This is a genomic window from Polynucleobacter sp. Fuers-14, assembly GCF_018882045.1.
Lineage (GTDB): Bacteria > Pseudomonadota > Gammaproteobacteria > Burkholderiales > Burkholderiaceae > Polynucleobacter.
This window is the reverse complement of record NZ_JACVPG010000003.1, coordinates 1-26717: the sequence shown is the minus strand read 5'-3', so window position 1 is coordinate 26717 and position 26717 is coordinate 1. Positions and strand designations below refer to the sequence as shown.

The 26717-nt window shown below is 46.8% G+C and carries 22 protein-coding genes; 17 read left to right on the top strand and 5 right to left on the bottom strand.

The annotated features are described in order from the left end of the window. Positions 1 to 4 precede the first annotated feature (4 nt). The 10 genes from ICN40_RS00795 (at position 5) to ICN40_RS00750 (ending at position 9753) form a co-directional block, all read left to right on the top strand. Positions 5 to 1318: a replication-associated recombination protein A gene (locus tag ICN40_RS00795; protein ID WP_216241360.1), complete on the top strand. Its 1314-nt coding sequence runs from the start codon at positions 5 to 7 to the stop codon at positions 1316 to 1318. Positions 1319 to 1324: 6 nt separating this feature from the next. Next, positions 1325 to 1951: a 2-hydroxychromene-2-carboxylate isomerase gene (locus ICN40_RS00790; RefSeq protein WP_216241358.1), complete on the top strand. Its 627-nt coding sequence runs from the start codon at positions 1325 to 1327 to the stop codon at positions 1949 to 1951. Between the two features lie 69 nt (positions 1952 to 2020). After that, on the top strand, positions 2021 to 3259 hold the full coding sequence (locus tag ICN40_RS00785; protein ID WP_216241356.1) for a DUF1566 domain-containing protein: 1239 nt from the start codon (positions 2021 to 2023) through the stop codon (positions 3257 to 3259). Between the two features lie 30 nt (positions 3260 to 3289). Next, on the top strand, positions 3290 to 3865 hold the full coding sequence (locus tag ICN40_RS00780) for a peptidylprolyl isomerase (RefSeq protein ID WP_216241354.1): 576 nt from the start codon (positions 3290 to 3292) through the stop codon (positions 3863 to 3865). A 24-nt stretch (positions 3866 to 3889) separates the two neighbouring features. Further along, complete coding sequence (locus ICN40_RS00775) at positions 3890 to 5716, top strand: bifunctional chorismate-binding protein/class IV aminotransferase (protein WP_216241352.1); 1827 nt, start codon at positions 3890 to 3892, stop codon at positions 5714 to 5716. 9 nt (positions 5717 to 5725) lie between these two features. Further along, positions 5726 to 6286 carry an NUDIX hydrolase gene (locus ICN40_RS00770; protein WP_216241350.1) on the top strand — a complete coding sequence of 187 codons (561 nt, stop codon included), beginning with the start codon at positions 5726 to 5728 and terminating at the stop codon, positions 6284 to 6286. 6 nt (positions 6287 to 6292) lie between these two features. Further along, positions 6293 to 7030 carry a leucyl/phenylalanyl-tRNA--protein transferase gene (gene aat, locus ICN40_RS00765; RefSeq protein ID WP_216241349.1) on the top strand — a complete coding sequence of 246 codons (738 nt, stop codon included), beginning with the start codon at positions 6293 to 6295 and terminating at the stop codon, positions 7028 to 7030. After that, the gene (locus ICN40_RS00760) at positions 7027 to 7773 is read left to right on the top strand and encodes an arginyltransferase (protein ID WP_216241347.1); all 747 of its coding nucleotides are present in this window, start codon (positions 7027 to 7029) and stop codon (positions 7771 to 7773) included. Before aat ends, ICN40_RS00760 begins: the two co-directional genes overlap by 4 nt. Before the next feature lie 9 nt (positions 7774 to 7782). After that, positions 7783 to 8817, top strand: coding sequence for a quinone-dependent dihydroorotate dehydrogenase (locus ICN40_RS00755; RefSeq protein WP_216241345.1), 1035 nt, complete (start codon positions 7783 to 7785; stop codon positions 8815 to 8817). A gap of 102 nt (positions 8818 to 8919) precedes the next feature. After that, entirely contained in the window at positions 8920 to 9753 is an 834-nt protein-coding gene (locus tag ICN40_RS00750) for an IclR family transcriptional regulator (RefSeq protein WP_083564200.1), read from the top strand. An 8-nt stretch (positions 9754 to 9761) separates the two neighbouring features. Here the strand turns inward: ICN40_RS00750 and ICN40_RS00745 are convergent, their stop codons facing one another. Beyond that, a complete protein-coding gene (locus tag ICN40_RS00745) occupies positions 9762 to 10766 on the bottom strand; it encodes a serine hydrolase (RefSeq protein ID WP_216241344.1) in 1005 nt (334 codons plus the stop codon). 109 nt (positions 10767 to 10875) lie between these two features. After that, positions 10876 to 11763 carry a DMT family transporter gene (locus ICN40_RS00740; protein WP_216241342.1) on the bottom strand — a complete coding sequence of 296 codons (888 nt, stop codon included), beginning with the start codon at positions 11761 to 11763 and terminating at the stop codon, positions 10876 to 10878. A 198-nt stretch (positions 11764 to 11961) separates the two neighbouring features. Between ICN40_RS00740 and ICN40_RS00735 the strand changes: the two genes are divergently transcribed. Then, positions 11962 to 12516 (top strand): phasin family protein, encoded by a 555-nt coding sequence (locus tag ICN40_RS00735; RefSeq protein WP_216241341.1) that lies wholly within the window; start codon positions 11962 to 11964, stop codon positions 12514 to 12516. Between the two features lie 248 nt (positions 12517 to 12764). After that, the gene (locus ICN40_RS00730) at positions 12765 to 13016 is read left to right on the top strand and encodes a hypothetical protein (protein ID WP_143143854.1); all 252 of its coding nucleotides are present in this window, start codon (positions 12765 to 12767) and stop codon (positions 13014 to 13016) included. A gap of 75 nt (positions 13017 to 13091) precedes the next feature. On the opposite strand, the gene lpdA is transcribed toward ICN40_RS00730, so the two are convergent. Genes lpdA through aceE form a run of 3 tightly spaced genes read right to left on the bottom strand, consistent with a single transcriptional unit; the run spans position 13092 to position 19199 of the window. Continuing rightward, complete coding sequence (lpdA, locus tag ICN40_RS00725; RefSeq protein WP_216241339.1) at positions 13092 to 14873, bottom strand: dihydrolipoyl dehydrogenase; 1782 nt, start codon at positions 14871 to 14873, stop codon at positions 13092 to 13094. Positions 14874 to 14882: 9 nt separating this feature from the next. After that, positions 14883 to 16487, bottom strand: a complete 1605-nt coding sequence (aceF, locus tag ICN40_RS00720) for a dihydrolipoyllysine-residue acetyltransferase (RefSeq protein WP_216241336.1) — start codon at positions 16485 to 16487, stop codon at positions 14883 to 14885. Positions 16488 to 16502: 15 nt separating this feature from the next. Then, positions 16503 to 19199 (bottom strand): pyruvate dehydrogenase (acetyl-transferring), homodimeric type, encoded by a 2697-nt coding sequence (gene aceE / locus ICN40_RS00715; RefSeq protein WP_216241334.1) that lies wholly within the window; start codon positions 19197 to 19199, stop codon positions 16503 to 16505. A gap of 205 nt (positions 19200 to 19404) precedes the next feature. On the opposite strand from aceE, the gene ICN40_RS00710 reads away from it, so the two are divergent. The 5 genes from ICN40_RS00710 to ICN40_RS00690 are packed head-to-tail and all read left to right on the top strand — an operon-like array spanning position 19405 to position 26512. Further along, positions 19405 to 21927, top strand: a complete 2523-nt coding sequence (locus ICN40_RS00710; protein WP_216241332.1) for a PAS domain-containing sensor histidine kinase — start codon at positions 19405 to 19407, stop codon at positions 21925 to 21927. 35 nt (positions 21928 to 21962) lie between these two features. Further along, positions 21963 to 22610, top strand: a complete 648-nt coding sequence (locus tag ICN40_RS00705) for a response regulator transcription factor (RefSeq protein WP_072582210.1) — start codon at positions 21963 to 21965, stop codon at positions 22608 to 22610. Positions 22611 to 22625: 15 nt separating this feature from the next. Then, positions 22626 to 23480: a bifunctional methylenetetrahydrofolate dehydrogenase/methenyltetrahydrofolate cyclohydrolase FolD gene (folD, locus tag ICN40_RS00700; RefSeq protein WP_072582209.1), complete on the top strand. Its 855-nt coding sequence runs from the start codon at positions 22626 to 22628 to the stop codon at positions 23478 to 23480. A gap of 52 nt (positions 23481 to 23532) precedes the next feature. Then, positions 23533 to 25671 carry a M3 family metallopeptidase gene (locus ICN40_RS00695; RefSeq protein WP_216241329.1) on the top strand — a complete coding sequence of 713 codons (2139 nt, stop codon included), beginning with the start codon at positions 23533 to 23535 and terminating at the stop codon, positions 25669 to 25671. 49 nt (positions 25672 to 25720) lie between these two features. Continuing rightward, positions 25721 to 26512: a hypothetical protein gene (locus ICN40_RS00690; RefSeq protein WP_216241327.1), complete on the top strand. Its 792-nt coding sequence runs from the start codon at positions 25721 to 25723 to the stop codon at positions 26510 to 26512. The last annotated feature ends 205 nt before the right edge of the window (positions 26513 to 26717 follow it).

Here is a 26717-nt window from a genome sequence, read left to right as displayed (position 1 = left end):
TGCAATGAGCAGTCTTTTTGATAGCGCACCGCCTCCACCCTTAGCAGAGGCGCTGCGCCCAAAAACGATTGAAGAAGTCATTGGACAAACGCATTTATTAACAAGTGGTAAACCACTCAATCTAGCATTTGCCTCCGGTAAGCCTCACTCAATGATTTTGTGGGGGCCTCCAGGTGTTGGCAAGACTACGCTAGCGCGTCTCTCCGCCAAAGCATTTGATCGTGAGTTCATTGCCATCTCTGCAGTTCTAGCGGGTGTTAAAGAAATCCGAGAATCCATTGAGCAAGCCCAACAAAATATGGCTCAGTACGGCAAGCAAACGATCTTATTTGTTGATGAGATCCATCGCTTCAACAAAAGCCAGCAAGATGCCCTGCTACCCCATGTGGAGTCTGGTTTATTCACCTTTATTGGTGCCACTACCGAGAACCCATCATTTGAAGTGAACTCTGCCCTCCTGTCGCGTGCTCAAGTCTATGTCTTGAAATCGCTCACTCCCGAGGAGCTGAAATTACTCTTTGATCGAGCCCATCAGCACGCGATGCCCGATGTGCAATTTGAATCAATAGCAATCGATACCCTTATCTCCAATGCTGATGGTGATGCGCGACGCCTTCTCAATTTAGTTGAACAAGTGCGCAATGCTGTCCTCACACCAAATGCGGAAGTAACAATCGTTGATCAGAAATTTATAGAAAATGCACTGAGTGCTCAAGCGCGGCGTTTTGATAAAGGTGGTGATCACTTTTACGATCAAATCTCTGCTCTACACAAATCCGTTCGCGGATCCAACCCTGATGCGGCCTTATATTGGTTTTGCCGCATGCTAGATGGCGGCGCCGATCCCCGTTACTTAGCCAGACGCATTATTCGGATGGCTTGGGAAGATATTGGTCTGGCAGATCCAAGAGCAATGCAGTTGGCTAACGATGCAGCGCAGACCTATGAAAGACTAGGATCTCCTGAGGGTGAGTTGGCTCTTGGGCAAGCAGTGGTTTATCTTGCAGTTGCCTCTAAGAGCAATGCAAGCTACAACGCTTTTAATGCTGCTCGCGCTTATGTAGCTAACGATCAATCCAAACCCGTTCCGAATCATCTGCGCAATGCACCTACCAAACTGATGAAAGGGCTTGGACATGGAAAAGAATATCGCTACGCCCATGATGAACCTCATGGCTATGCCGCCGGTGAAACTTATCTTCCAGAAGGCATGAAGGAGCCCCATTGGTACGAGCCAGTGGAGCGCGGCCTAGAGTCACAGATCAAAGAAAAACTAGCATTCTTAAAAAAGCTCGATGAAGAGCATAAGAAGAAATAAGGCGATATGAGCACAAAGATTTCGGCTACTTTTTATTACGATATTGTTTCGCCGTTTGCTTATCTTTACGTTAAACAAAGGCAGCGCCTTGAAGCCAAATTGGATATCAAACCTGTTCCGATTTTGCTGGGCGGCCTCCTGCGGGCAGCTGAGAACAAAGGTCCAGGAGAAGTTGCAGCAAAACGCCCTCATACCTATCAGTTTTGTGTATGGCAGGCGGAGAAGTTAGGCATTCCGTTTCGCTTTCCAGAGCATCACCCTTTTATGACAGTTGCCGCCCAACGCCTTTTGGTTGAACAAAATGCCGATTGGATGATGGTTGAGCGCGCTTTTGATTATGTTTGGGTGGAAGGGAAGGACCCTAACCTATCGTGGCCAGAATTTTGCAGCTACCTAGGCCTTCCCGCTGACACACCTAAACCTGAAAACCCAGAAGTGAAGGCAAGACTGATTGCCAACACCAATCAAGCAAAAGCCGATGGTGCCTTTGGAGTCCCTGCCATGATAGTGAATCAACATTGCTTTTGGGGTGTCGACACCATAGACTGGACCTTGGATTACCTCGCAAGGCCTGGGATGTTTGCAGAGGCTTCTTATAGCTACGCTAGCAATATTCCGAATGGGCTCGTATAGCTAAAAAGTCGCATACTGCAATTAAGGTATTCTTTAGTCATTAAAAAGCATTGGGCGGAGACCGCATAAGTGAGAAAGATATTTTTAGTAGCCCTAATTTACTGCCTTGGGGTACTAGTTACGGCCTGTGGTGGAGGAAGCTCAAATACCGAAAACGTACCAGCTGCCGCTCCCACCTCTGCCACAACCCCCAGCAACACCTCCTTTACCGTCGGCGGAACTGTATCTGGGTTAAACGGATCTCTGAGTATTAAAAATAATGGAACAGATCAATTGACTGTGAATACATCAGGACAATTCATATTTGCAACACCCACAGCTCAGGGTGGACAATACAACGTCACTATTACTTCACAGCCAAGCACTCAAATCTGCACCCTCACAAATTATTTTGGAACTAACGTTACCGCAAATATCACAACCATCGTCATTAGTTGCGTCGACAATCCTCCGGCAACCACAACATTATCAATAAGCACAACTTCACTTGCTCTTGCGGCTAGTGGAAATCCACGCATATTAATTCTTACCAATACGGGTACAGAGACTGCTTCATCCATAAACATGACATCCACCCCAGCCCTTCCCACAGGAACAAGCAAAAGCACCACATGTAGCGCATCACTTGCGCCAGGCTCGTCTTGCGCCATTACCATTACACCCGGCTTCACACCGAATTCAGCCGTTGGTTCAACATCAGTAGCAAGTGCAATGGCTATTAGCGGCTCAAATACCAATAATGTGAGTGCCGATATTTATGTTCTTACTTATGGAAATATCTATCAGTCTGGGTATATTTTTTCAATTGATGACTTAACCGCCACTACAAGCAGCATAGGCGGAAAAGTTTTTTCCTTAAGCAATCAATCCCCGGCCGCACACTGGAGTCCCGATAATTTCGGCATTGGAGTAACTGAGCTCTCTACTGCCCCACCTTGCAATGGAGCCAGTGACGGACAATGCAATACTTCTCTCATTGTTGGTTATTACTCCTCCACTCCATCAAATAGCTACGCCGCTGGTTTATGCAAATCTACAATTAATGGCTATGCTGATTGGTACTTACCTGCTATCTGCGAAATGAACTCCTCATCAACAGTAACTTGCAGCGCACAAAACGATATTCAGTCAAAACTTATTACAACCAATATCATCCCGTTAAATGCAAATTATTGGAGCTCTACAGAATACGCCGCTAGTGGTATTGCATGGTTTAGTAATCTTTCAACCTCGGGCGGAGGATCTGATTTCTTTTCAAATAAGAACGCTCAACTGGTAACCCGTTGCGCAAGAAAACTAACTAATTAACTAACTTTATTTATTCTTTAAGGAGCTCTTATGCGTAAGCTATTCGCCACCCTCGTTGTTGCTGTTTCTTGCTTTACCGCTCAAGCTGCATTTGCAGGACCCAAAGTAGAATTTAAAACGACCATGGGTAATTTTGTGGTGGAATTGGATGATGTGAAGGCACCCAAGAGCACCGCTAACTTTTTGAACTACGTGAAGAGTGGTTTCTATAACGGCACCATTTTTCATCGCGTGATTGATGGCTTCATGATTCAGGGTGGTGGCTTTACACCGGACTTGGTACAAAAGCCAACCGATGCTCCCGTGGTTTCTGAAGCGCAAAATGGCTTGAAGAATAATGTGTATACGATTGCGATGGCTCGTACCTCCGATCCCGATTCTGCAACTTCGCAGTTCTTTATTAATGTGAAAGACAATGCGGCGCTCGACTATCCTAATGCGATGGGTAATGGCTATACCGTGTTTGGCAAAGTGATCTCTGGCACTCAAACCATAGATGCCATTCGCAAAGTGCCAACCATGGTTGCCCCAGCTCCACGTATGGGCAGAATGTCTGATGTTCCTACTAAGACTGTCATCATCGAATCTGCAACGATTCTGAAGTAAGTAGAAATTACCAGGTAAGCCGCGATGATTTTGCTCGATGATGCGCAAAGCACCGCGGCCTTACCCACCAGTCGCCAATATGAAAATGCACTGCAGTACTGGCGTGTTCTTCCAAGCGGCGATCATGCGGTAGATTTAACCTCTACCCAGCAGTGCCTTACTGAAATATCCGCCTCTCTTGCTAAGGGCGAATTTATTGTTGCTGCCTTTGCTTACGAGTTAGGTAGGCAAATTCATAATCTTCCAGAGCGAGTCAATCACTCAGATCATCACCATCCCCTCATTGAAGCCTGGTCTTTTGCAGAATTCAAAAAGCTGTCTAAGCAGGATGTCGATAGTTTCATTGCTCAGAGGCTGGCTTCGCTAGATCTAGCTCAAGCAAGCGCCGGAGTAATGGATGTTCGGGAATCCTTGAACGAGGAGCAATTTACGGCCGATATTGCAGCGATACAGGAATATATTCGTAATGGTGATAGCTACCAGATTAACCACACCTATCGAATCACAGGCAAGACTTATGGTGCTCCACTCGCTTTATATAGTCGCTTAAGGGATCGCCAGCCTGGACGCTTTGGTGCTTTTATTGAGCATGATGGCAATTTTTTACTGTCGCAATCGCCTGAACTATTTATTGCGCGAGATGGCGACACGATAAAAGCTATGCCAATGAAGGGCACTGCAAGCGCCCTATCTACTATTGCGAGCGCCTTATCGGATGACCCAAAGAATCAAGCTGAGAATGTCATGATTGTGGACTTGCTACGCAATGATCTCAGTCGCATCTCTCTTCCGGGCACGGTACTAGTGCCCAATCTATTTGAAGTGGCAAGACACGGTGATGTATTGCAAATGACTTCTACCGTGCAAGGTCAGATCAAACCTGATGTTGCTCTATTCGATATTTTCAAAGCCGTATTTCCATGTGGCTCTGTTACAGGGGCTCCAAAAAAACGCAGTATGGAAATTATTCAAGAGATAGAGCCCGAAGATCGTGGCTATTATTGTGGTGCTTTAGGCTGGCTTGACCCCAATGGGAACTTTGCCTTTAGTGTTCCCATCCGTACTGTCGAAATTAGACAAGATCAAAACTCTCATGCATCAAGCTTCACCCTAGGGGTGGGCGCCGGAATCACCAACGACTCAGATGCATGCCAAGAATGGCAAGAGTGCCGCATTAAATCTGCGTTCCTGATGGATCTTCCAAGCGCTACAGGCTTATTTGAAACCATTGCAGTCGTCAATAGTGAGCCCCAAAGATTGCATGCTCACTTCCACCGTCTGTCTGCATCTGCTGCAGCTTTAAGAATCCCTTTTCAACTTGAGACTGCCAAGAGATTGATTTCAAGCACTTGTGCATCGCTTGATAAGAGCTTGTCATATCGATTAAGACTAGACCTCACGCCTACTGGTGAACTATTAGTTACAACTGCTGCAATGGATTTGATCAATGAACCAGTCAAAATATTCTGGGCTAAAGATATTCTTCAAGGTGATGTGACGATGTTCTCTGGGGATGCTTTACTGCGTCACAAAATTAGCAATCGATCCCTTTATGACCAAGCTTGGCAAGAAGCCGTGAACTTAGGCGGATTTGATGCCTTATTTATTAATGAACAAGGCTTTGTTACTGAGGGTGGAAGGACTAGCATTTTTGTCAAACCTCACGGCAGCCCTGAATGGCTTACGCCACCTGTGTCGGCCGGCCTCTTGCCTGGGGTAATGCGTGCCGCCCTACTTGCAGACCCCGCCCTAAATGCCCGTGAAGCCAACCTGACTATTAATGATGTTTCAATGGCAGATGAGATTATGCTTAGCAATGCATTACGCGGCGCCATCAAAGCCCATTTTTAGAAAGTCAGCATGAAGTATTGCTCTAACTGCGCCTCTGTATTAACCATCAAAATTCCAGCAGATGACTCTCGTGAGCGTCATGTCTGTGAAGCGTGCGGCAGCATTCATTATCAAAATCCTCGCAACGTAGTCGGAAGTATTCCGGTATACGGCAAGCAAGTGCTCTTATGTCGTCGTGCGATTGAACCTCGTCATGGCTTTTGGACTTTACCTGCGGGCTTTATGGAGTTAGGTGAAAGCACTAGCCACGGCGCAGCTCGCGAGACTCTGGAAGAAGCTGGTGCCGCCGTGGAAATTGGACCGCTCTATTCCTTGCTGAATGTGCCCCATGCAGAACAGGTTCACCTATTTTATTTGGCTACGATGACCAATCCAGAATTTTCTGCAGGCGAAGAAAGTCTTGAAGTAGCCCTTTTCCATGAGCATGAGATTCCATGGGATGAACTGGCCTTTCCCACTGTTAAGCAGACCCTTGAATGGTTCTTTGCAGACCGCGCTGCTGGCAACTTAGATGCTGGTAAGGAATTTCATGTGCGCAGTCGTGATGTCTTGCCATCCGAACGAATTTGAGTCGACATGGGTCAGATAGCTTGGCTAGGGCCCAACGACCCTTTCCCAAATCCACTGCTTGAGGCAGATCCTGATCCCAGTGTTCCTGGACTCATTGCCGTCAGTGAGCAGATATACCCTGGTCAACTAGCTCGCGCCTATCAACAAGGTATTTTTCCCTGGTACTCGGATAACCAACCTATTCTTTGGTGGTCGCCGGACCCTAGAATGGTATTAAAGCCCAGCGCCTTTAAATGTAGTGAGTCTTTGCAAAAGAATATTCGACTCTTTTGTCAAAGCACGCAATCACAGATATTGGTTGATGCCGATTTTGGCGCAGTCATACGCTCCTGCGCCACGAGTACTCGCAAAGATCAGGATGGTACTTGGATTACCCATGAAATCATTGATGCCTACACCGCACTTCACGAAGCAGGCAATGCTCATAGTATTGCCGTAATTGAAGATGGCCAAATTACTGGCGGACTCTATTGCGTTGCCTTTGGAGGAATGGTATTTGGTGAGTCTATGTTTAGCCGTAAGACGAATGCATCAAAAATCGCCTTAGCAGCCCTGAGTGCATGGTGCCTGATGAATGAAGTCCAGATGATCGACTGCCAGCAAGAAACGGCTCACCTATTGTCCTTAGGCGCCACCCCAATATCCAGGCAGGTCTTTTTAGAGCAACTGCAAATATCCTTAAATCAAACTAAGATTAAGAAATCCTGGACTTTTGACAAAGCAATCTTGCATCACTGGTTATGACCCAGCTTAAAGAACTTCCCCTAACCACCCTGCAGTTCTATGCAACTGCTCCCTATGCTTGTAGCTATCTGCCCAATAAGACAGCTCGTTCACAAGTAGCCACGCCATCGCATCTGATTCATGCGGATGTGTATAACGATTTACTCAACGCAGGCTTTCGACGTAGTGGTTTGTATACCTATCGACCATATTGCGACGAATGCAAAGCCTGTATTTCTACGCGTATTTTGGTAAATCAATTTACACCTTCTCGCAGCCAGCGCCGTGCCCAGAAAAAACACTCTGATCTTCAGGCCTCCGTCCTCAATCTAGGTTACCAAGAGGAACATTACCAACTCTATCAACGTTATCAAACTGAGCGACACGCAGGTGGTGATATGGATAGCGATGATCAAGATCAATACATGCAGTTCTTATTACAAAGCCGAGTGAACTCCCGTATTGTGGAGTTTCGGGATGGTCCGCTTGACACGCACCCCGGTCGATTGCGCATGGTGAGCATGATTGATATTCTGGAACAGGGAATCTCCTCTGTTTATACCTTTTACGACACCATAAGCTCTGCGGCTAGTTATGGTAGCTATAGCATTCTGTGGCAAATTGAACAAGCTCGCATATTGGGTTTGCCTTACCTTTACCTTGGCTACTACATCAAGGAAAGCGACAAGATGTCGTATAAGGTGAAATATCAACCTATGGAAGGTTTGATTGACGATCACTGGCAAGAGCTCCCTGAGTCATAATATCTATCCATGATCGATCGTTACTCCCTCCTCCGCCCCTGGCTGTTTTCTATAGACCCAGAAAAGGCGCACAACCTCACCTTAAGCAATATGGACCGTGCGCAGCGCTGGGGTTTATTGGAGCGTTTAGTAAGCAAGCCCATTAACGATCCACAAACGCTCTGTGACATTGATTTTCCTAATCCAGTTGGATTAGCAGCAGGCTTAGATAAAGATGGCAAGCATATCGATGCGCTCGCTGCATTGGGATTTGGATTTTTAGAAATCGGCACAGTCACGCCACGGCCACAACCGGGCAATCCTAAGCCGCGCATGTTTCGTTTACCGCAAGCTCAGGGCATCATTAATCGCATGGGCTTTAATAACGATGGCGTTGATGCCTGCGTTGCCAGAGTGCGTCGCTCTCAGTTTTGGCAAAGTGGTGGTGTACTTGGTTTAAATATTGGCAAGAATGCCAGCACCCCAATTGAAGAGGCTTCTCGAGATTACATCCTGGCGATGGAAGCCGTTTATGAAATCTCTACCTATATCACCGTCAACATTTCTTCTCCGAATACCAAAAATCTACGCGCCTTACAAGGCGAAGAAATGCTCCGCGAATTATTGGGAAGTCTTGATGAAGCCAGAAAGCGCTTAAGCGATCGTTACGGTGTACGCAAACCACTCTTTTTGAAAATTGCACCCGATCTAGACCATAGCGACATTAATCTCATCGCCGATCTTCTGCTCGAGTTTGGCATTGATGCTGTGATCGCTACCAATACAACCATCTCTCGCGATGCAGTCAAGGGAATGGAGTTTGGTGAAGAGGCTGGCGGCTTATCTGGCGCGCCCGTGCGAAATGCCTCTAATATTGTCATCAAAGCTTTAAAAGCCAGATTGGGTAATCAACTACCCATCATCGGCGTGGGCGGCATCATGAGTGGCGCAGATGCCCGTGAAAAGATCATGGCAGGTGCAAGCTTAGTACAACTCTATAGCGGCTTGATTTATCGAGGCCCTGACCTAGTCAATGAGTGTGCCGCTGCTTTAAGGCAAGCCTAAAAGAGCCTTAATCCCCTGTTTCCCCATAAAACGGGATATTTTCAGCAGATGCCTTTGTAAAATAGGATTTCATAATATGCAATTTCGTCTGAAATCGCTACAATGGGGCCTATGAACATCAGCAAGACCATCAAAACCCCCAAATCTACCGGCGAGGTTGGCAAGACAGCCATCCAGGTAGTGGAGCGCATGATGAATTTGCTAGACGCTCTTGCTGAGCAAGAAGAATCCAGCAGCCTGAAGAATCTCGCAGAGACAACTGGTCTGCACCCTTCCACTGCCCACCGAATTTTGAATGACCTCGTTGCTTGCCGATTGGTTGAGCGTGGCGATGGTGGCACCTATCGCCTTGGCTTAAAACTTTTAGAGCTGGGTAATTTAGTGAAGGCACGCTTATCCGTGCGTGAGGCCGCTCAACTACCGATGCGTACTCTACATAAGCTCACTGGTGAAACCGTTAACCTATCAGTGCGTCAAGGCGATGAAATCGTCTATGTTGATCGCGCATATAGCGAACGCTCAGGCATGCAGGTAGTTCGTGCCATTGGTGGTCGCGCCCCTTTGCATCTCACCTCAGTTGGCAAACTCTTCCTCGCAAGCGACGATCCCGGACAAGTACGCGCCTATGTCACTCGCACAGGTTTGTCTGGACACACTCGTAACAGCATTACCGAATTGGGCAAACTCGAAACCGAACTCAATCACGTGCGTAAGGTGGGTAATGCTCGCGATGACGAAGAACTAGAGTTAGGCGTGAGCTGTTTAGCTGCGGCCATTCTGGATGACACTGGAAAATTGGTTGCCGGCTTGTCTTTAAGCGCCCCAACGGATCGCATTCAGGCCGATTGGCTCCGCGCCCTTCAAGAGACTGCCCTACAGATATCCAAAGGCATGGGTTTTAAACCCAAATCTGCCGAGCCAGGCTCAGCTGCTTAATTAAGCAGTTACATCAAGCGACGAATGGGTTGCGCGCCAGATGGCATGCGCTCGTACCAATCGCGCACCCGCACTGCATCGGCAAAACGGGATTGCGTTCCTACAGAATCCAAAAAGACCAATAGCAATGGTGTGTTGTTTACTCTTGCCTGCATGACTAAACATCGACCTGCAGCGTTAATGAAGCCCGTCTTCTGCAATCCAATATCCATATCCCCGGAACGCACCAAACGGTTTGTGTTCAAAAACTTTTGTGGGCGATTGGCAATGACCATAGTTAAATCTGGCCAGGTTGAGAACTCACGAATGGTTTTGTACTGATAGGCGGCATTGAGCATGCGTGTGAGATCTTCTGCCGAAGCAACATTCTCACTAGTCAGCCCAGTAGGATCCTCAAAGTGAGAGTGCTCCATGCCGAGATCTTTTGCCTTACGGTTCATAGCAGCAATAAATGCGGGTAGGCCGCCGGGATAGTTTCTGGCTAAGGTATATGCAGCGCGGTTCTCAGAGGACATCAAGGCCAAATGCAGCGCATCTTCTCGGGTAAGTGAGGTGCCTTCAGCCAAACGAGAATGCCGATAAATATGCGCGTCTTCAGCATTAATGACAATGACATCATCCATTGGCAATTTTGCATCGAGTGTCACCATGGCAGTCATGAGCTTGGTGATAGAGGCAATGGGCAAACTGACGGAAGGATTCTTCTCGTAATAGACTTCCTTAGTGTCTTGATTGACCACCATCACTACAGAGGATTTAAGATTGAGCTCATCGCGCTGACCACGCAAACCTAATGCAGTAGCTAATGATGGAGGTCCTGCAACTACGGGTGCAGATGATCTAGTAACAGTGACGCGGACAGTCTTGGCTCTTTTGGGTGACTTAGTCACCACTTTTGTTGACTTTGCTTGCTTCTGCTTATCTTTTGTTGCGGCCTGAACAGGTGCGTTACCCAGCACTCCCATTGAAAAGAGCAATGCAATAACTAGGGGCCAAAATCGATTCAAACGCATCCCAAAATACCTTCCAAAACTTTCAACATACGGAATGATAATTAATTTCCGAAGACAAAGCGGTTTTATTCGCCCCAATCCAGATAATTTATCCCACCAAATGACTACCCTACTCGGCAATCGTCGCTACTGTATTAGTCTGACGGGCATTCACCAGCACCACGCCAGTCATCGTCAAACACAAACCTACCGCCATCAGCAATGTAAATGGCTCATCAAATAAGAGCCAAGCCATCGCAGCAGTAGTCGGCGGCACTAAATAAAGAAAGCTGGTGACTTTAGTGGCAGCACCCTTGCGAATCATCATAAATAGCAAGCTAATCGAACCAATTGACAGAGGAAAGATAGCCCACACTAAGGCGCCAATAACAGATGGATTCCAAACCATCACGCCAGACTCAAAGAAATACATACAAAAGAAACACAACACTGCCGATACCCCAAACTGAATAGAGGATCCAGCACGCAGATCAAATACGGGGCAGAATTTCTTCTGATATAGGGTGCCAAAGGTAATAGATAGAAGTGCAATAAATGCCAAAACATAACTAACAAATGGAATGTGGTTAAAGCCAATCTTCTCGGCAACCACCAACGCAACACCCGCAAACCCGAAGCCTAGACCTATCCATTGACGTGAGCTGACCTTCTCAGAAATCCAAGCAGCAAACCAGGCCGTAATGATGGGTTGCAGACCAACAATAATGGCCACTAATCCTGCTGTCATTCCCAGACGCACAGCAAACCAAACGCCGAGCAAATAGCCAAACTGCAGCAAGATCCCTGCAATGGCGATGTGCTTGATTTGCGACCAACTAGGCCAGGTGATTCTCCACACAAGGCTGAGCGCTGCCATAGCCGCTAAAACCCCTACAAAACGCCAAAATAGGAAGGTGGCTGGCTCTACGTATGGCATTGCCAAACGCGCAATCACAAAGCCGGTACTCCAAATGAGGACAAAGATCGGTGCAATGGCGTTATCAAGCGAAAGCTTCATGGGTAACTTACTGAAAATATTGAGATTTCTTACTGAGCTCCTAATTTTAGGCTCTTTTCTCATTTGAACCCTTGATCTACATGGCAAGCCATTTATGCTGCAACGCAACATCTATGCCATACAATGGTGCAAAGAGAGTACATTAGGTAAAAGCCGAAGATCAAAATATTCAAAACAGTTAAACGGAAAGAGATGCAGATGAACTTAACTCCAGAACAAATTGCAGCCGCACAAAAAGCAAACTTAGAGACTTTGAGTGGCTTAACCAATCAAGCTTTGCAAAGCATTGAAAGGTTGGTTGAGCTCAATATGCATATTGCCAAACAAAGCTTGAGCGATAGCATGAATAGCGCCAAGAAAGCACTGGAAGTGAAAGATATTCAACAGCTGCTAGCCCATCAAGCCGAAGCAGTGCAACCAATGGCAGAAAAAATTATGGCCTATAGCCGTCATTTATATGAGTTGGCCCATGAGACACAAAACAGCTTTACACAATCCGCTGAAAAAGAATTCCAAGCTGGCCAAAAGAAAATGAACTCTTTAGTAGAAGAGTGGACAAAAAATGCACCGGCCGGATCAGATGCAGCTATGCAAGCAATGAAGCAAGCAATTGCTTCTGCAAACAATGTATTTGAAACTAGTCAAAAAGCAGTTAAGCACGCAGTTGAAGTTGCACAAACCAATCTTAGTGGCGCAACAGAAACTGTATTGAAGACTGCAGAGAAAGCTAGCAAGGCGACCAAGAAGAAATAATTCTGAGCGAGTGTCTTGACTGCGAAAGCCCCGGTTGCTCGGGGCTTTTTTACATACATTCCTTTGCTTAATTTATCCTTTAAAAACATGCCCTGCCCAGCGTACTTTCCTACTAATTTCTTCAAATGATGAAAAACCTCAATAGAGATGAGTTACTTTCCCTCGCCAAGTCTTTTGACCCCAAAGATAAATGTCCAGACTGCCTATCGCTGAGCTGTGAAGGCTGGGAAAGTATCCCGGGCGGTTTCATGACAAATTCCCTGGAGTGCGTTGGAACTCTGAGAGTCGAAGATGCTCCGGAATGCTGGGAGGAAGATCTTCTTAAGGGAATGACTATCTGGTCTACGGATGCCCCTATTTCTACCGCCTTCCATCCATACAATAAATCTGATGTATTTGAATGTAAGCATTGTGGGGCTAAATACCTTCGATATACGGAATGCGGGGGCTACTATGTGGATGAACGTATTCGTGAGCTCAATGCCAAACTGATTTCATAGAATCCATCTTCATAGATGCTGAGATGCAAAAGCCCCGATTACTCGGGGCTTTTGCATTTACACTTTAAGCGCTACTTAAGATTTCTTTTTCACTGGCGGCAAATCAGTGCAATGGCCGTGAGCTGCTTCAGCCGCAAGCCCGACTGATTCACCTAGCGTTGGATGTGGATGAATCGTTTTACCGATATCCACCGCATCAGCACCCATCTCAATAGCTAAACACACTTCACCGATTAAATCGCCAGCGTGTGTTCCCACAATGCCGCCACCAATAATGCGATGGGTGGTAGCATCAAAAATCAGTTTTGTGAAACCTTCATCACGTCCATTAGCGATCGCACGTCCACTAGCTGCCCATGGGAACAAACCCTTCTCATAAGCAATGCCTTGAGCCTTACACTGCTCTTCTGTCAAACCAGCCCACGCTACTTCAGGGTCAGTGTAGGCAACAGATGGAATTTGCTTGGCATCGAAGTAGGATTTTTCGCCAGCAGCAGCTTCTGCAGCGACGTGACCTTCATGCACTGCCTTGTGCGCCAGCATCGGCTGACCAACCAAGTCGCCAATTGCAAAAATATTAGGGACGTTGGTGCGCATTTGTTTATCAACGGGAATAAAGCCGCGCTCATCCACCTGCACACCCGCTTTACCGGCATCAATCTTTTTGCCGTTTGGAGTACGGCCTACTGCAACCAATACCAAGTCATATGTTTGTGGTTCGGCTGGCGCGTTCTCGCCTTCGAAAGAAACTTGAATTCCGTCAGACTTAACTTCTGCCTTAGAAGCACGAGTCTTAAGCATGATCTTTTCAAAACGTCCGGCATTGAACTTCTCCCAGACCTTTTCTAAATCACGATCGGCACCTGCCATCAAACCATCCATCATCTCGGCGATATCAATGCGTGAACCTAGTGTGCTGTAAACCGTAGCCATCTCTAGGCCAATAATGCCACCGCCAATAACGAGCATCCGCTTTGGAATACTCTTGAGTAATAAAGCACCAGTGCTATCTACAATGCGTGGATCTTCAGGCAGGAAAGGTAACTTCACTGGCTGACTACCCGCAGCGATGATTGCCTTCTGAAAGCGCACCACTTCTTTTTGACCAGTGAGATCCTGACCAGCACCATCAGTTAACTCTACCTCGACATGGTTTGCATCTAAAAATTTACCTAGACCACGCACCACTTTTACTTTACGAGCCTTTGCCATACCAGCAAGACCACCGGTCAATTTGGCAATGACGGACTCTTTGTAACCGCGCAATTGATCAATCTCAATCTTCGGTGCGCCAAAAGTAATGCCGTGCTTAGCCATGGTCTTGACTTCGTCCATGACTGAGGTGGTGTGCAGCAATGCTTTAGATGGAATACACCCAACGTTTAAGCAAACCCCGCCCAAAGTAGGATAGCGCTCCACTAAAACAGTATTCATACCCAAGTCTGCACTACGAAACGCTGCGCTATAACCACCAGGGCCAGCACCAAGTACCAACACTTCACATTCATGATCAACCTTACCGCTGTACTGACCTGCTACTGGGGCAGGAGCAATAGCAGCAGGTGTGGCTGGTGCTGCAGGTTTTGCTGCTGGAGCTGGTTGAGGCACAGGCACTGCAACACTAGCCTCTATCTCGGCAATCACAGAACCTTTACTCACTTTATCTCCAAGCTTGACTGCAATACTAGTAACAGTACCTGCAGCATCGGCCGGAACTTCCATGGTTGCTTTATCGGATTCAAGAACTAATAGCGGCTGCTCTTTTTCAATCACGTCGCCTACTTTAACCAGCACTTCAATGACCGGTACATCTGCATAGTCACCAATATCCGGCACAAGGATCATTTGCTTAGCCATAGATCCCCCTTACAGACTAGCGCGACGGAAGTCGGCCAAGAGCTGTGCAATGTACACATTGAAGCGGGTAGCTAAAGCACCATCAATCACGCGGTGATCTGCAGAGAGGGACAGTGGGCAAATGAGGCGTGGCACAAACTGCTTACCATCCCACACTGGCTTCATAGCTGCCTTGCTCACGCCCATAATCGCCACTTCAGGAGCATTCACGATTGGGGAGAAATACGTTCCTCCGATACCACCTAGTGATGAGATCGTGAAGCTAGCGCCTTGCATTTGATCTGGCTTTAACTTGCCATCACGAGCGAGTGCCGCCAAGTCAGAAGTTTCTTTCGCCAACTCAAAGATGCCTTTCTTATCGGCATCTTTAATGACCGGTACAACCAGTCCAGTTGGAGTATCTGCGGCAAATCCAATATTGAAGTATTTCTTCAAAATCAGATCATCACCATCCAAAGAGCTATTGAACTCTGGATATTTTTTCAATGCAGCGACTGCAGCCTTCATTAAGAAAGCCAGCATCGTAATCTTGACGCCCTTCTTCTCATTCTCTTTATTGGTGAGAACGCGGAATGCCTCTAAATCAGTGATGTCAGCATCTTCGTGATAAGTCACGGCTGGGATCATCACCCAGTTACGGCCCAAATTGGCTGCAGTAAGTTTCTTAATACGATTGAGTGGTTGACGCTCGATCTCACCAAACTTTGTGAAATCAACCTTCGGCCAAGGAATCAGATTCAAGCCACCTAAGCTACTACCACTAGAAGCAGCCGCAGGACTACCTGCACCACCACTCATAGCTGCCTTCACAAAGGCTTGGACGTCTTCCTGAGTAATGCGACCTTTAGGGCCAGATCCTTTAACTTGCGTAATAGTGACACCAAGCTCACGTGCAAACTTACGTACAGATGGACTTGCATGACTTACTGCAGCATCAATTGGCGGAGGAGTATTGCTGATAGGAGGTGGTGCGGGTGCGCGCGCAATCGGAGGCTCTACCGCTTTAATTGCTGGCGCGGCAGGTGCAGCTGCAGGAGTAGACACAGGAGTTGATACGCCAGATGCTCCACCTTCCAAGATCACTACAACTGAACCTTCAGAAAGGTTGTCACCCACCTTAACTCTGACTTCTTTGACGATGCCTGAGTGGGAAGAAGGAACATCCATGGTGGCTTTATCAGACTCCAGCACAACGATGGATTGTTCTTTCTCAATCTTGTCACCGGCTTTAACCAAGACTTCGATCACTGGTACATCTTTATAGTCGCCGATATCCGGGACTTTGATTTCGATGGGGGATCCGCCGCTGGCAGCTGCTACTGGCGCAGGAGCGCTTGCTGCTGCTGTCGCTGGTGCAGGAGTTGTTGCTGCCGCGCCCTCTTCTAAGGTAATTACAAGGGATCCCTCAGAAAGGTTATCGCCCACTTTGACTTTGACTTCTTTCACAATGCCAGAGTGTGAAGAAGGAACATCCATGGTGGCTTTATCAGACTCCAGCACAACGATGGATTGTTCTTTCTCAATCTTGTCACCGGCTTTAACCAAGACTTCGATCACTGGTACATCTTTATAGTCGCCGATATCCGGGACTTTGATTTCAATTATTTGACTCATAGTATTTGTCTCTTATCAAACCGTCATTGGGTTTGGTTTAGTAGTATCGATGTTGTACTTCTTAATCGCCTCAGCCAACTTAGAGCGATCAAGCTGACCAGCGTCAACCAAAGATCGCAAGGCAGTGAGAACAACCCAACGACGATCTACTTCAAAGAAGTCACGGAGTTTTTCACGAGTATCAGAACGACCAAAGCCATCAGTACCCAATACTTCATAACGGCGACCCATATGCTGAATTGCTGGACGAATCTGCTCAGCAAATAGACGAACATAGTCGGTAGCAGCAACGATTGGGCCTGTAGTATCTTTCAGGCATTTCTCTACATGAGATAAGGTGGGTGTAGCAGTTGGGTTCAACAGATTGCTACGGTGAACTGCAGTCCAATCGCGGCCTAGCTCAGTAAAGCTTGGGCAACCCCACAAGTCTGAAGCAATACCCCAGTCTTTGTGCAGAATCTCCGCAGCTTCGATCACTTCACGGAAGATAGTTCCCGAACCTAAGAGTTGTACACGCAGTTTTGCCTTGTCATCACCAACAGACTTGAGCTTATACATACCCTTGATGATGTCTTTCTCCGCACCCTTAGGCATTGCGGGGTGTGAATAGTTTTCATTCATCAAAGTAACGTAGTAGTAAACATCTTCCTGAACTTCCAACATACGACGCATACCATCCTGAATCACTACAGCCAATTCAAATGAGAAGGTTGGGTCATAGCTGATGCAGTTGGGAACCGCACCACTCCACAAATGACTATGGCCATCTTCGTGCTGTAAGCCTTCGCCGTTCAAGGTAGTTCTACCAGCTGTACCACCTAACAAGAAACCACGGCTACGCATATCTCCTGCGGCCCAAGCTAAGTCACCGATACGCTGGAAACCAAACATGGAATAGAAGATATAGAAAGGCAACATGGGTACACCATGGGTGGAATAAGAAGTCGCAGCAGCGATCCAGTCGCACATACCGCCGGCTTCATTAATACCTTCTTGCAGAATTTGACCTGTCTTGTCCTCTTTGTAGAACATCAATTGATCATGATCTTCTGGTGTGTAAAGTTGGCCTAATTGATTCCAGATTCCTAATTGGCGGAACATGCCTTCCATACCAAAGGTGCGGGACTCGTCAGGAACAATCGGTACCACCCGTTTACCCAACACCTTATCGCGCACTACTGTATTGAGTATGCGCACAAATGCCATAGTTGTAGAAATCTCACGGCCTTCAGTAGTTGCCTCAAGCAATGGAGCAAATACTTCTAAAGCAGGAACTGGCAAGCTCTCCGCTTTAGTGCGACGTTGCGGCAAGTAACCACCCAACTCTTGACGACGCGCCTTCATGTACTCTAATTCCGGGCTACCTTCGGCAAACTTGACCAAAGGCATTTCGTCCAACTCTTCATCTTTAACGGGAATCTCAAAGCGATCACGGAAGCGACGCACATCGTCATCGTTCATCTTCTTCGCTTGGTGGGCAATATTCATCGCCTCACCTGAGCCGCCCATGCCATAACCTTTAATGGTGTGGGCTAGGATCACTGTAGGTTGATTCTTGTGATTTACTGCCGCATGGAATGCTGCATAAACTTTATGGGGATCATGGCCACCGCGATTCAGTTGCCAAATTTCATCATCACTCCAGTCACTTACTAAAGCCTTTAATTCTGGAGTATTGAAAACGATCTCGCGAACGTAGCTGCCGTTCTTAGACTTCATAGTCTGATACTGGCCGTCAACGATCTCGCCTAAGCGTTGCATCAAAATACCTTTTTTGTCGCGCGCAAAGAGAGCGTCCCACTGACCGCCCCACACTACTTTGATCACATTCCAGCCGGCACCGCGGAACTCGCTCTCAAGCTCTTGAATGATGCTGCCGTTGCCGCGCACTGGTCCGTCTAGACGCTGCAAGTTACAGTTAATTACGAAAATCAGGTTATCGAGTTTTTCACGACCGGCCATACCAATCGCACCCAAGGATTCTGGTTCGTCGGTTTCGCCATCGCCCAAGAATGCCCAAACTTTACGGCCTTGCTCTTGAATGAAGCCGCGGTCTGTTAGGTACTTCATAAAACGCGCTTGATAAATAGCCATGATGGGGCCTAAGCCCATCGATACAGTTGGGAACTGCCAGAAGTCTGGCATCAACCAAGGGTGTGGGTAGCTAGAGATACCTTTGCCACCAACTTCTTGACGGAAGTTATTGAGCTGACCCTCTTCAAGACGCCCCAACATATAAGCACGCGCGTAGACACCCGGAGCAGAGTGGCCTTGCACAAATATTAAGTCGCCACCATTCTCGGGGGACGGTGCGTGCCAGAAATGATTGAAGCCAACGTCATACAAAGTAGCCGCTGACTGAAATGATGAAATGTGTCCACCAACGTTCGTGTCTTTGTTCGCACGAAGCACCATCGCCATGGCATTCCAGCGAGTGTATGAACGAATACGATGCTCCACATTTTGATCGCCAGGCAAACGTGCTTGATTTTCAACAGGAATAGTGTTGATATAAGGAGTCTCAGCATGGAATGGCTGCACCACTCCGTTTACACGGGCGTGAGAAATTTGTTGATCGATGAGGTAGGCAGCTCTCTCAGGACCTTCGTTACGAATCACGCCATCGAGCGCTTGTAACCATTCCTGTGTCTCACCAGGATCCGCATCCTGAGTGTTCTGTTTACCTAATACTTGGTCTGGAACTGCTGCCATCTTTTGTCTCCATTAAATAGTGCTTAATTTGTCATCAACTTTATAGGCAATATTCTAGGAAGGTATATGGGTGTAAACAAGCAATTTTCCACATAATGATAATATTTCTCATAATGTGGTATTTTATTGCGGTGCAAATAAGAAGCTATAAAACGGTCAGAATTGGCTTTTTGGAAGGGCAAATAAGGCAAAATGCTTTGTATTCATGAGAAAAACAGCATTTTCCAGCCTAGTCCTTAGCCCCCTTAGGTGGCTCCGCAAAATACGTGGATTTAGGATTGTTTACACCCCGCTTTTAGCCATTGTTCTGTTTACAGCAGTCATGGGCGTTATTTTGGGAACGTTGCATTTACAAGAAAAGAATCAGCAAGAGGCTGCCCTATTTAGAGAGCTGTCATTTGCCAAACAGCGTATTCAATCTCGTTTTGCTAGCAACCTTGATGCATTAACAACGATCAATCGAGAAATGGCTGCAAGCGAAGATCAATTCAAACTCAGACAAATTGCGCGCGAGCAAGCAGAAGATCTCGTTTTAAATAACCATGAGATCGTCAAAATCATTTGGCTAAATAATCAAAATCAGCGGCTATGGGCAGCTCCTGCTGAAAGTAACAAATCGGATTGGATTAGCAAAACTCAAAATGATCAGCTCATTAATTCTAGTCTTGCATCAACTATTGAGCTTAGCCGAGTAACTAGTCGAGCAGCTTTTAGTCAGTTTGTTTCTTTAAACCTACCAGGTGATGCACCGATCTCCACGGATAGAAAAATCGTTCTTTGGCAAGTGGTGCCCAATATCGTTGGCGGAGAAGTTGTTGGATTCTTGGCGGCACTCTATACGACTCAAGGAATATTGGATGCTCTACCAAGCGACCTCAAATCCCATTACCGCTTTACCTTGCTCACTGACAATGAAAGAGTTTTAGGCATCTCTTCCGATAGAGATACCCCTAAAAGAGCATTTAGCAATCAGACAAGCTTAGATATTGGGGTCTTAAGCCCCAACATTAATTTACGCATAGACACCTATCCTCCGCCAACCAACCTCACCTTCAGGATGTTAATTGGCGTCGTGATTGGATTAAGCGCATTCGTAGTTTGGAGTTTGTGGTCTGTACTAAAGCAAATGCAAGTACGCCAAGAGGCTGAAGCAAGCCTGCGCAAAGAAACCAGCTTTCGTAATGCCATGGAAGACTCCACCCCTGTGGGTATTCGTGCGCATGATATGCAAAAGCGGATTACATATGTGAATCGAGCATTTTGCGAAATGACAGGCTGGACATCAGAGGAGTTAATAGGCCTCACTCCGCCCTTTCCATTCTGGCCAGATAGCAGAAGAGATGAGCTTGTTGAGAAAATGAATCGGGCAATGAAGTCCGACATCAGCGTTGTCATGAGGGTCGGCATCGAAGGAGTGATCTTAAAGAAAGATGGCTCCTTAATACAGACCCGTACCTTTATTGCCCCACTGATTAATGAAAAAGGCAAGCAGACTGGTTGGGTTACCTCATTAATTGATATTTCCGAGCCTAAAAAGATTCGCGAAGAATTAGCTGCCTCTCAAGATCGCTTCACCACTGTTCTAGAAAGTCTAGATGCCGCTGTGTCGGTGGTCTCTCTGGAGACTAACGTCCTGCTATTTGCTAATCGTTTTTACCGTGAGCGCTTTGGTGATAACTCTAAAGGTCACTTCCAATTAGCGGGCAGCGATACCAGCAACACGACGATGCGAGATATTGCAGAAGATCTTGAAGATTCTCCCCCTGGAATTCCAACGCCATTTTTATATCAAGAGTCAGAGTCAGAAGAAGTTCAGCTAGGCGATGACAATAATCAATGGTTTGAAGTTAGACGTCGTTACATCCCGTGGGTAGATGGACATCTTGCGCAGCTATTGATTGCCACTGACATTACCGCTCGTAAAGAAGCAGATGATTTGGCACTACAACAACAAGAGCGTATGCAGTTCACCAGTCGTCTCACCACAATGGGTGAAATGGCATCCTCTTTAGCTCATGAACTAAACCAACCTCTTTCAGCTATATCAAACTACTGCATGGGTGTTGCTAAGCGTTTAGATGGGCACCTAGATCCTACCCTGACCAAAGAAATTTTGCCAGCTCTAGAAAAAGCTTCTGAGCAAGCCCATCGAGCCGGCACCATCATTCAGCGCATTCGAGGTTTTGTAAAACGCAGTGAGCCTCAACGTAAAGCGGCAAACATCACTGAAATTATTAATGATGCAGTTGGCTTGGTTGAAATTGAAGCCCACCGCCATCGTTTAGTCATTAGCTCGGAAATTGCCGAAAATCTGCCCGTAGTTAACCTGGATCCAGTCCTGATCCTGCAGGTAGTAGTCAATCTTCTTAAAAACGCCTTAGATAGCGTCCGCGAGGCTTACCCCCTTTCCTCCCGTTGGTCAGCCCCGCCAGTTCGGATTAGTGCAGACTTAGACACCAGCATCTTCCCGGCCATGCTCAGAATTCAGGTTACCGATGCTGGGGGCGGAATCTCGGAAAACGTCCTGGAACGCATATTTGAGCCGTTTTTCAGTACAAAGTCTGATGGAATGGGTATGGGGCTCAATATTTGCCGCTCCATTATTGAATCTCACCATGGCAGGCTTTGGGCTACCAATGTCCAGGACTCAGAACAGACCAAGCTGGCCGGCTGCACCTTTACAATACTTCTACCACTGGAATCCCCTGGATCCGAGGCTACTGTTTAACTTCGAATTTATAGATTCACCTCACGAGAACTGATATGAACTTAAGCGCTACTGCAAAACCAAACCAAGCTGAAGTTGTCTATGTGGTGGATGATGACGAAGCGGTAAGAGATTCGCTTACGTGGCTCTTAGAAAGCAATGGTTATGTTGTACGGTGCCATGCCAGCGCCGAACGTTTCTTACAGTCTTTGCAAAGCACCGATAAGTCAACCATCTCTTGCGCCATTTTGGATGTGCGCATGCCTGGGATGTCGGGCCTTGAATTGCAAGAGCGCTTAACCAGCGAAAACCTACCAATGCCAGTTGCATTCATTACTGGTCACGGCGATGTATCGATGGCCGTCTCCACGATGAAGCGTGGCGCAGTGGATTTCATTGAAAAACCTTTTAAAGAAAATGATCTTTGTGGTTTAGTGGATCGCATGCTTGCTAAAGCGCGCATCGATTATTCACAAGCCAGCCAACGCAAAATTACCCAGAGCTTACTCAGCAAGTTAACTGGTCGTGAGCGTCAGGTTCTAGAGCGCATTGTTGCAGGCCGTTTGAATAAACAAATTGCTGATGACCTCGGTATTTCTATTAAGACTGTTGAAGCACACCGCGCCAACATCATGGAAAAGCTCAACGTCAACACAGTTGCCGACCTACTCCGCCTGGCTTTGTCTGATCCCCAACCTAATTAATTACCGGGGTTTTCTATGCCAGCTCAATTATTAGACGGAAACGCCCTTTCTAAAAAACTACGTACGGAAATTGCTGCACGTGGTGCAATTGTCACCGCCAAAGGCACTAGACCTGGTTTAGCAGTAATCGTGGTTGGCGACAACCCTGCTAGCGCGGTATATGTGCGCAATAAGGTAAAGGCCTGTGAAGACGTTGGCTTTCATTCTGTTTTAGAGCGCTATTCTGTAGAACTTGGCGAAGAAGAATTACTCGCTCGTATTGCCACTCTCAATGCGGATCCTGCAATACACGGGATCTTGGTGCAACTCCCGCTACCAGAGCACATTGCCTCTGAGCGCGTTCTGGAAGCAATTGCTCCAGAAAAAGATGTGGATGGCTTTCATGTGGCTAATGCTGGCGCCTTGATGGTTGGTCAACCAGAATTCAAGCCTTGCACTCCTTATGGATGCATGAAGATTCTCGAAAGCATTGATTACCCAATTCGCGGTGCTCGCGCTGTGATTGTTGGCGCCTCCAATATTGTGGGTAAGCCGATGGCGATGCTGCTATTACAAGCCGGAGCAACGGTCACCATTTGCAATAGCAAGACTCGTGACTTGGCACATCACACCAAGGATGCTGACATTTTGGTGGTTGCCACCGGTAAACCCAAAATGATTACCGGCGACATGGTGAAGAATGGTGCAGTTGTCATTGATGTGGGCATTAATCGCCTGCCTGATGGCAAACTCTGTGGCGACGTGGATTTTGATACGGCTAAATACATCGCCGGTTGGATTACCCCGGTTCCAGGTGGTGTTGGCCCGATGACCATCACCATGCTTCTCATGAATACCTTGGAAGCTGCTGAAAAGGCCGCCAAGCTCTGAGGAATTACTGGGACTTTTGGCAAAATTGCTCCCAGTCCATTAAGCTAGAGGGATGACTACATCCACATCTAGCTCCCTGAGCAGCACCCTCCCCGCAGAATTGCAAAATAATCCACTGACTACTTTTGGGCGCGGCATTGCTGCCTACACCGAAGTCAAGCCTGAGCACATTGCACCAGCGATTGAATATTTACTCAAGCAAGCGCAAGATGCTGTGGATGTAGCAGTCAATCCAAGCACTCCATCTACTTGGGATGCCCTCGCTGAACCACTAGAAGATGCTACTGAATTTTTTGGCAGGTCTTGGGGCGTGATATCCCATCTCAATAGCGTTGCTGATACCCCCGAATTGCGCGCTGCCTATGGCGAGATGTTACCTAAGGTCACTGCTTTCTTCTCAAGTCTCGGCCAAAATTTAGAGCTCTATAAAAAGTTTAAAGAACTCAGCAAAGCGCCTGACTTTTCAAAACTCAGCGCAGCTCAAAAGAAAGTCATTGAAAACTCCTTACGAGACTTTCGTCTGGGTGGAGCTGAGTTGAGTGATGCAGACAAGCCGCGCTTTTCACAAATTCAAGATGAGCAAGCAAGCTTAGGTAAAGCCTTTTCAGATCATGTGCTAGATGCTACCGATGGTTTTATTCATCTCATCACTGATAAAGCTGATTTGATAGGTTTGCCTGAGGACGCTATTGCAGCTGCTGCAGATACTGCTCAGCAGAAGAGCCTCCAGGGCTGGGCCTTTACTCTGCACTTCCCCTCTTATTACCCCGTTATGCAGTATTCAGAAAACCGAGCGCTGCGTCGCTTGATGTATGAGGCCTATATCACGCGAGCTTCAGAGCTTGCGCCTCAATACACCAAGGGTAAATTGGATTGGGACAACGCTCAGAATATGCTTGACCAATTAAGACTGCGCGACGAAGAAGCGCGTATGCTGGGTTTCAAAAACTATGCCGCCCTGAGTTTGGCTCCGAAGATGGCTAGCAGTGTTGATGAGGTTGATTCATTCCTGACCAACTTCGCAGAGAAAGCAAAACCATTTGCATTAAAAGATTGGCAAGAGCTTTCTGAGTTTGCCAAGACCGAGCTATCTATTGCTGATGGATTGGAGCCATGGGATGTTGCTTTTGCATCCGAAAGATTGAAGCAAGAACGCTATTCCTTTTCGGAGAATGAGCTCAAGCAATACTTTCCTCTCCCTAAGGTGTTAGATGGTCTCTTCCAAGTTATTCAGACTCTGTTTGGCGTCAAGATTGAAGCGGGAGATTTGCCAACTTGGCATGCCGATGTGCAATCTTTTTCCGTGAAAAATGCCAAGGGTAATATCGTGGCCTACTTCTATCTGGATCCCTATGCTCGCCCTGGCAAGCGTGGTGGGGCATGGATGGATGATGCCCGCGGTCGTAGAGTCCTGCCTAATGGTGAAATTCAAGTGCCTGTTGCTTATTTGGTTTGCAACTTTGCGCCGCCAGTCAAGGTCGATGGTGTGTTGCGTCAACCCACCATTACTCATGATGATGTCATCACCCTCTTCCATGAGAGTGGCCATGGTTTACACCACCTTCTCACTCAAGTGAGCGCTTTAGGGGTTTCAGGTATCAATGGTGTTGAATGGGATGCGGTAGAGTTACCAAGTCAGTTTATGGAAAACTTCTGCTGGGAGTGGGAAGTATTGGAAAAGATGACTGCACATGCCGAAACTGGCAAGCCTCTTCCACGTGAATTATTTGACAAGATCCTCGCTGCTAAGAATTTCCAGAACGGTTATATGACTCTGCGTCAGATCGTGATGTCCCTCGCTGACTGGCGCTTACATGCGAGCTTTGATGCGAAGAATGCTCAAGGTCACGCAGTATTAGACCTTTCCAGAGCGATTGCTGATCAATTTAACGTTATTCCACAACCAGCCATCTCTCGTTGGATCAATACCTTTAGTCATATCTTTGCTGGTGGTTATGCAGCTGGCTATTACAGCTATAAGTGGGCGGAAGTGTTATCTGCCGACGTCTACTCAGCCTTTGAGGAAGCAGCAAAACTCACTGGCAGTGTCCTAGATGAGAAAACAGGCGCTCGTTATCGTGAAGAGATCTTAGAGGTTGGTGGCAGTCGCCCTGCGGCTGAATCTTTTAAAGCCTTTAGAGGGAGAGAGCCAAGTATCGATGCCCTACTAAGACATGGTGGACTCGCTTAACAATGAGATTTGCGATTTCAATTCTAAATAACTAATTTATACGCATTCAATGAGCCTCTTCACTACTGAATTACTAATTTTTATAGTTGCAACAACGCTCATAACAGCTGGCGTAGCTTATGCAATTTACTGGGCATTGAATGATTCCCTCATATCACAATGGCTCCATGATTCAGATGCAGTGGTGCCCTCTTTTCTTTCCATTACCTCCTTTATTTTCGGTCTGGCGATCTCCACTCTAGCAGGCTACTCATTTGAGCATCATCAATCAGCCATCTCAAATGTCATCACCGAATCCAATGCAGTTGAGACCATAGTAAGTACGGCGACAGTCCTTCCTGCGAAGGATCAGGTAAAAATAATTTCAGGAATGAAAAACTATCTGACCGCAGTCATCGAAAAAGAATGGCCTGCTATGGAAAACAGAGATGCCAGTAAACGTGGAATTTCAACGCCTGAATTTTTAGCTTTAAATAAAATCATTAGTGACATCGCCTATCAGCCCAATCAACGTAGCGGCATTGAAAGCCAGCTCCTGACAGCCATTGGTACTATTCGCCATGACCGGCAAGCTAGGCAATCACTGGCATACGATAACGATAGCCTTAAAAAATGGCCATCCATACCAGTCTTCTCATTCTTGCTGCTGTTATCAGTGGGCATAGTCCATCTGGGAAGCATTAAAGCAATGAAAGTCTCTTTATCTATAGCCTCATTATTTATTGTGACTGCAGTAATATTTTTATTTATCGCCGTATCGCCCTACCGTGGCTGGAATCCAGTCGAACCCCATAAACTTCAAGAATCGTTGCAGATGCTAAATAACTTAAAGACGAATTAAGCAATCTAACTCTAGGCTCTACTTTTATAAAGGTAGCATCAAATAGCTTTCAAGTTAAAGAAAAAACCACTCGATTGAACTGACCCCCAAAAGTTGGACATCAAGTCCAACCAAGGGGGTTTTGTTTTATGAGCAAATACAGTACGCAGTTCAAGCTAAAGGTAGTTAAAGAGTATTTAAAGTTTGGCGGTCTTAGGAGGATAGC

Bases quoted from the DNA above. Each gene is read 5' to 3' on its own strand.
- ICN40_RS00795 (WP_216241360.1), top strand. From the start codon at position 5: ATGAGCAGTCTTTTTGATAGCGCACCGCCTCCACCCTTAGCAGAGGCG.
- ICN40_RS00790 (WP_216241358.1), top strand. From the start codon at position 1,325: ATGAGCACAAAGATTTCGGCTACTTTTTATTACGATATTGTTTCGCCG.
- ICN40_RS00780 (WP_216241354.1), top strand. From the start codon at position 3,290: ATGCGTAAGCTATTCGCCACCCTCGTTGTTGCTGTTTCTTGCTTTACC.
- ICN40_RS00775 (WP_216241352.1), top strand. From the start codon at position 3,890: ATGATTTTGCTCGATGATGCGCAAAGCACCGCGGCCTTACCCACCAGT.
- ICN40_RS00770 (WP_216241350.1), top strand. From the start codon at position 5,726: ATGAAGTATTGCTCTAACTGCGCCTCTGTATTAACCATCAAAATTCCA.
- aat (WP_216241349.1), top strand. From the start codon at position 6,293: ATGGGTCAGATAGCTTGGCTAGGGCCCAACGACCCTTTCCCAAATCCA.
- ICN40_RS00760 (WP_216241347.1), top strand. From the start codon at position 7,027: ATGACCCAGCTTAAAGAACTTCCCCTAACCACCCTGCAGTTCTATGCA.
- ICN40_RS00755 (WP_216241345.1), top strand. From the start codon at position 7,783: ATGATCGATCGTTACTCCCTCCTCCGCCCCTGGCTGTTTTCTATAGAC.
- ICN40_RS00750 (WP_083564200.1), top strand. From the start codon at position 8,920: ATGGGGCCTATGAACATCAGCAAGACCATCAAAACCCCCAAATCTACC.
- ICN40_RS00745 (WP_216241344.1), bottom strand. From the start codon at position 10,766: ATGCGTTTGAATCGATTTTGGCCCCTAGTTATTGCATTGCTCTTTTCA.
- ICN40_RS00740 (WP_216241342.1), bottom strand. From the start codon at position 11,763: ATGAAGCTTTCGCTTGATAACGCCATTGCACCGATCTTTGTCCTCATT.
- ICN40_RS00735 (WP_216241341.1), top strand. From the start codon at position 11,962: ATGAACTTAACTCCAGAACAAATTGCAGCCGCACAAAAAGCAAACTTA.
- ICN40_RS00730 (WP_143143854.1), top strand. From the start codon at position 12,765: ATGACAAATTCCCTGGAGTGCGTTGGAACTCTGAGAGTCGAAGATGCT.
- lpdA (WP_216241339.1), bottom strand. From the start codon at position 14,873: ATGGCTAAGCAAATGATCCTTGTGCCGGATATTGGTGACTATGCAGAT.
- aceF (WP_216241336.1), bottom strand. From the start codon at position 16,487: ATGAGTCAAATAATTGAAATCAAAGTCCCGGATATCGGCGACTATAAA.
- aceE (WP_216241334.1), bottom strand. From the start codon at position 19,199: ATGGCAGCAGTTCCAGACCAAGTATTAGGTAAACAGAACACTCAGGAT.
- ICN40_RS00710 (WP_216241332.1), top strand. From the start codon at position 19,405: ATGAGAAAAACAGCATTTTCCAGCCTAGTCCTTAGCCCCCTTAGGTGG.
- ICN40_RS00705 (WP_072582210.1), top strand. From the start codon at position 21,963: ATGAACTTAAGCGCTACTGCAAAACCAAACCAAGCTGAAGTTGTCTAT.
- folD (WP_072582209.1), top strand. From the start codon at position 22,626: ATGCCAGCTCAATTATTAGACGGAAACGCCCTTTCTAAAAAACTACGT.
- ICN40_RS00695 (WP_216241329.1), top strand. From the start codon at position 23,533: ATGACTACATCCACATCTAGCTCCCTGAGCAGCACCCTCCCCGCAGAA.
- ICN40_RS00690 (WP_216241327.1), top strand. From the start codon at position 25,721: ATGAGCCTCTTCACTACTGAATTACTAATTTTTATAGTTGCAACAACG.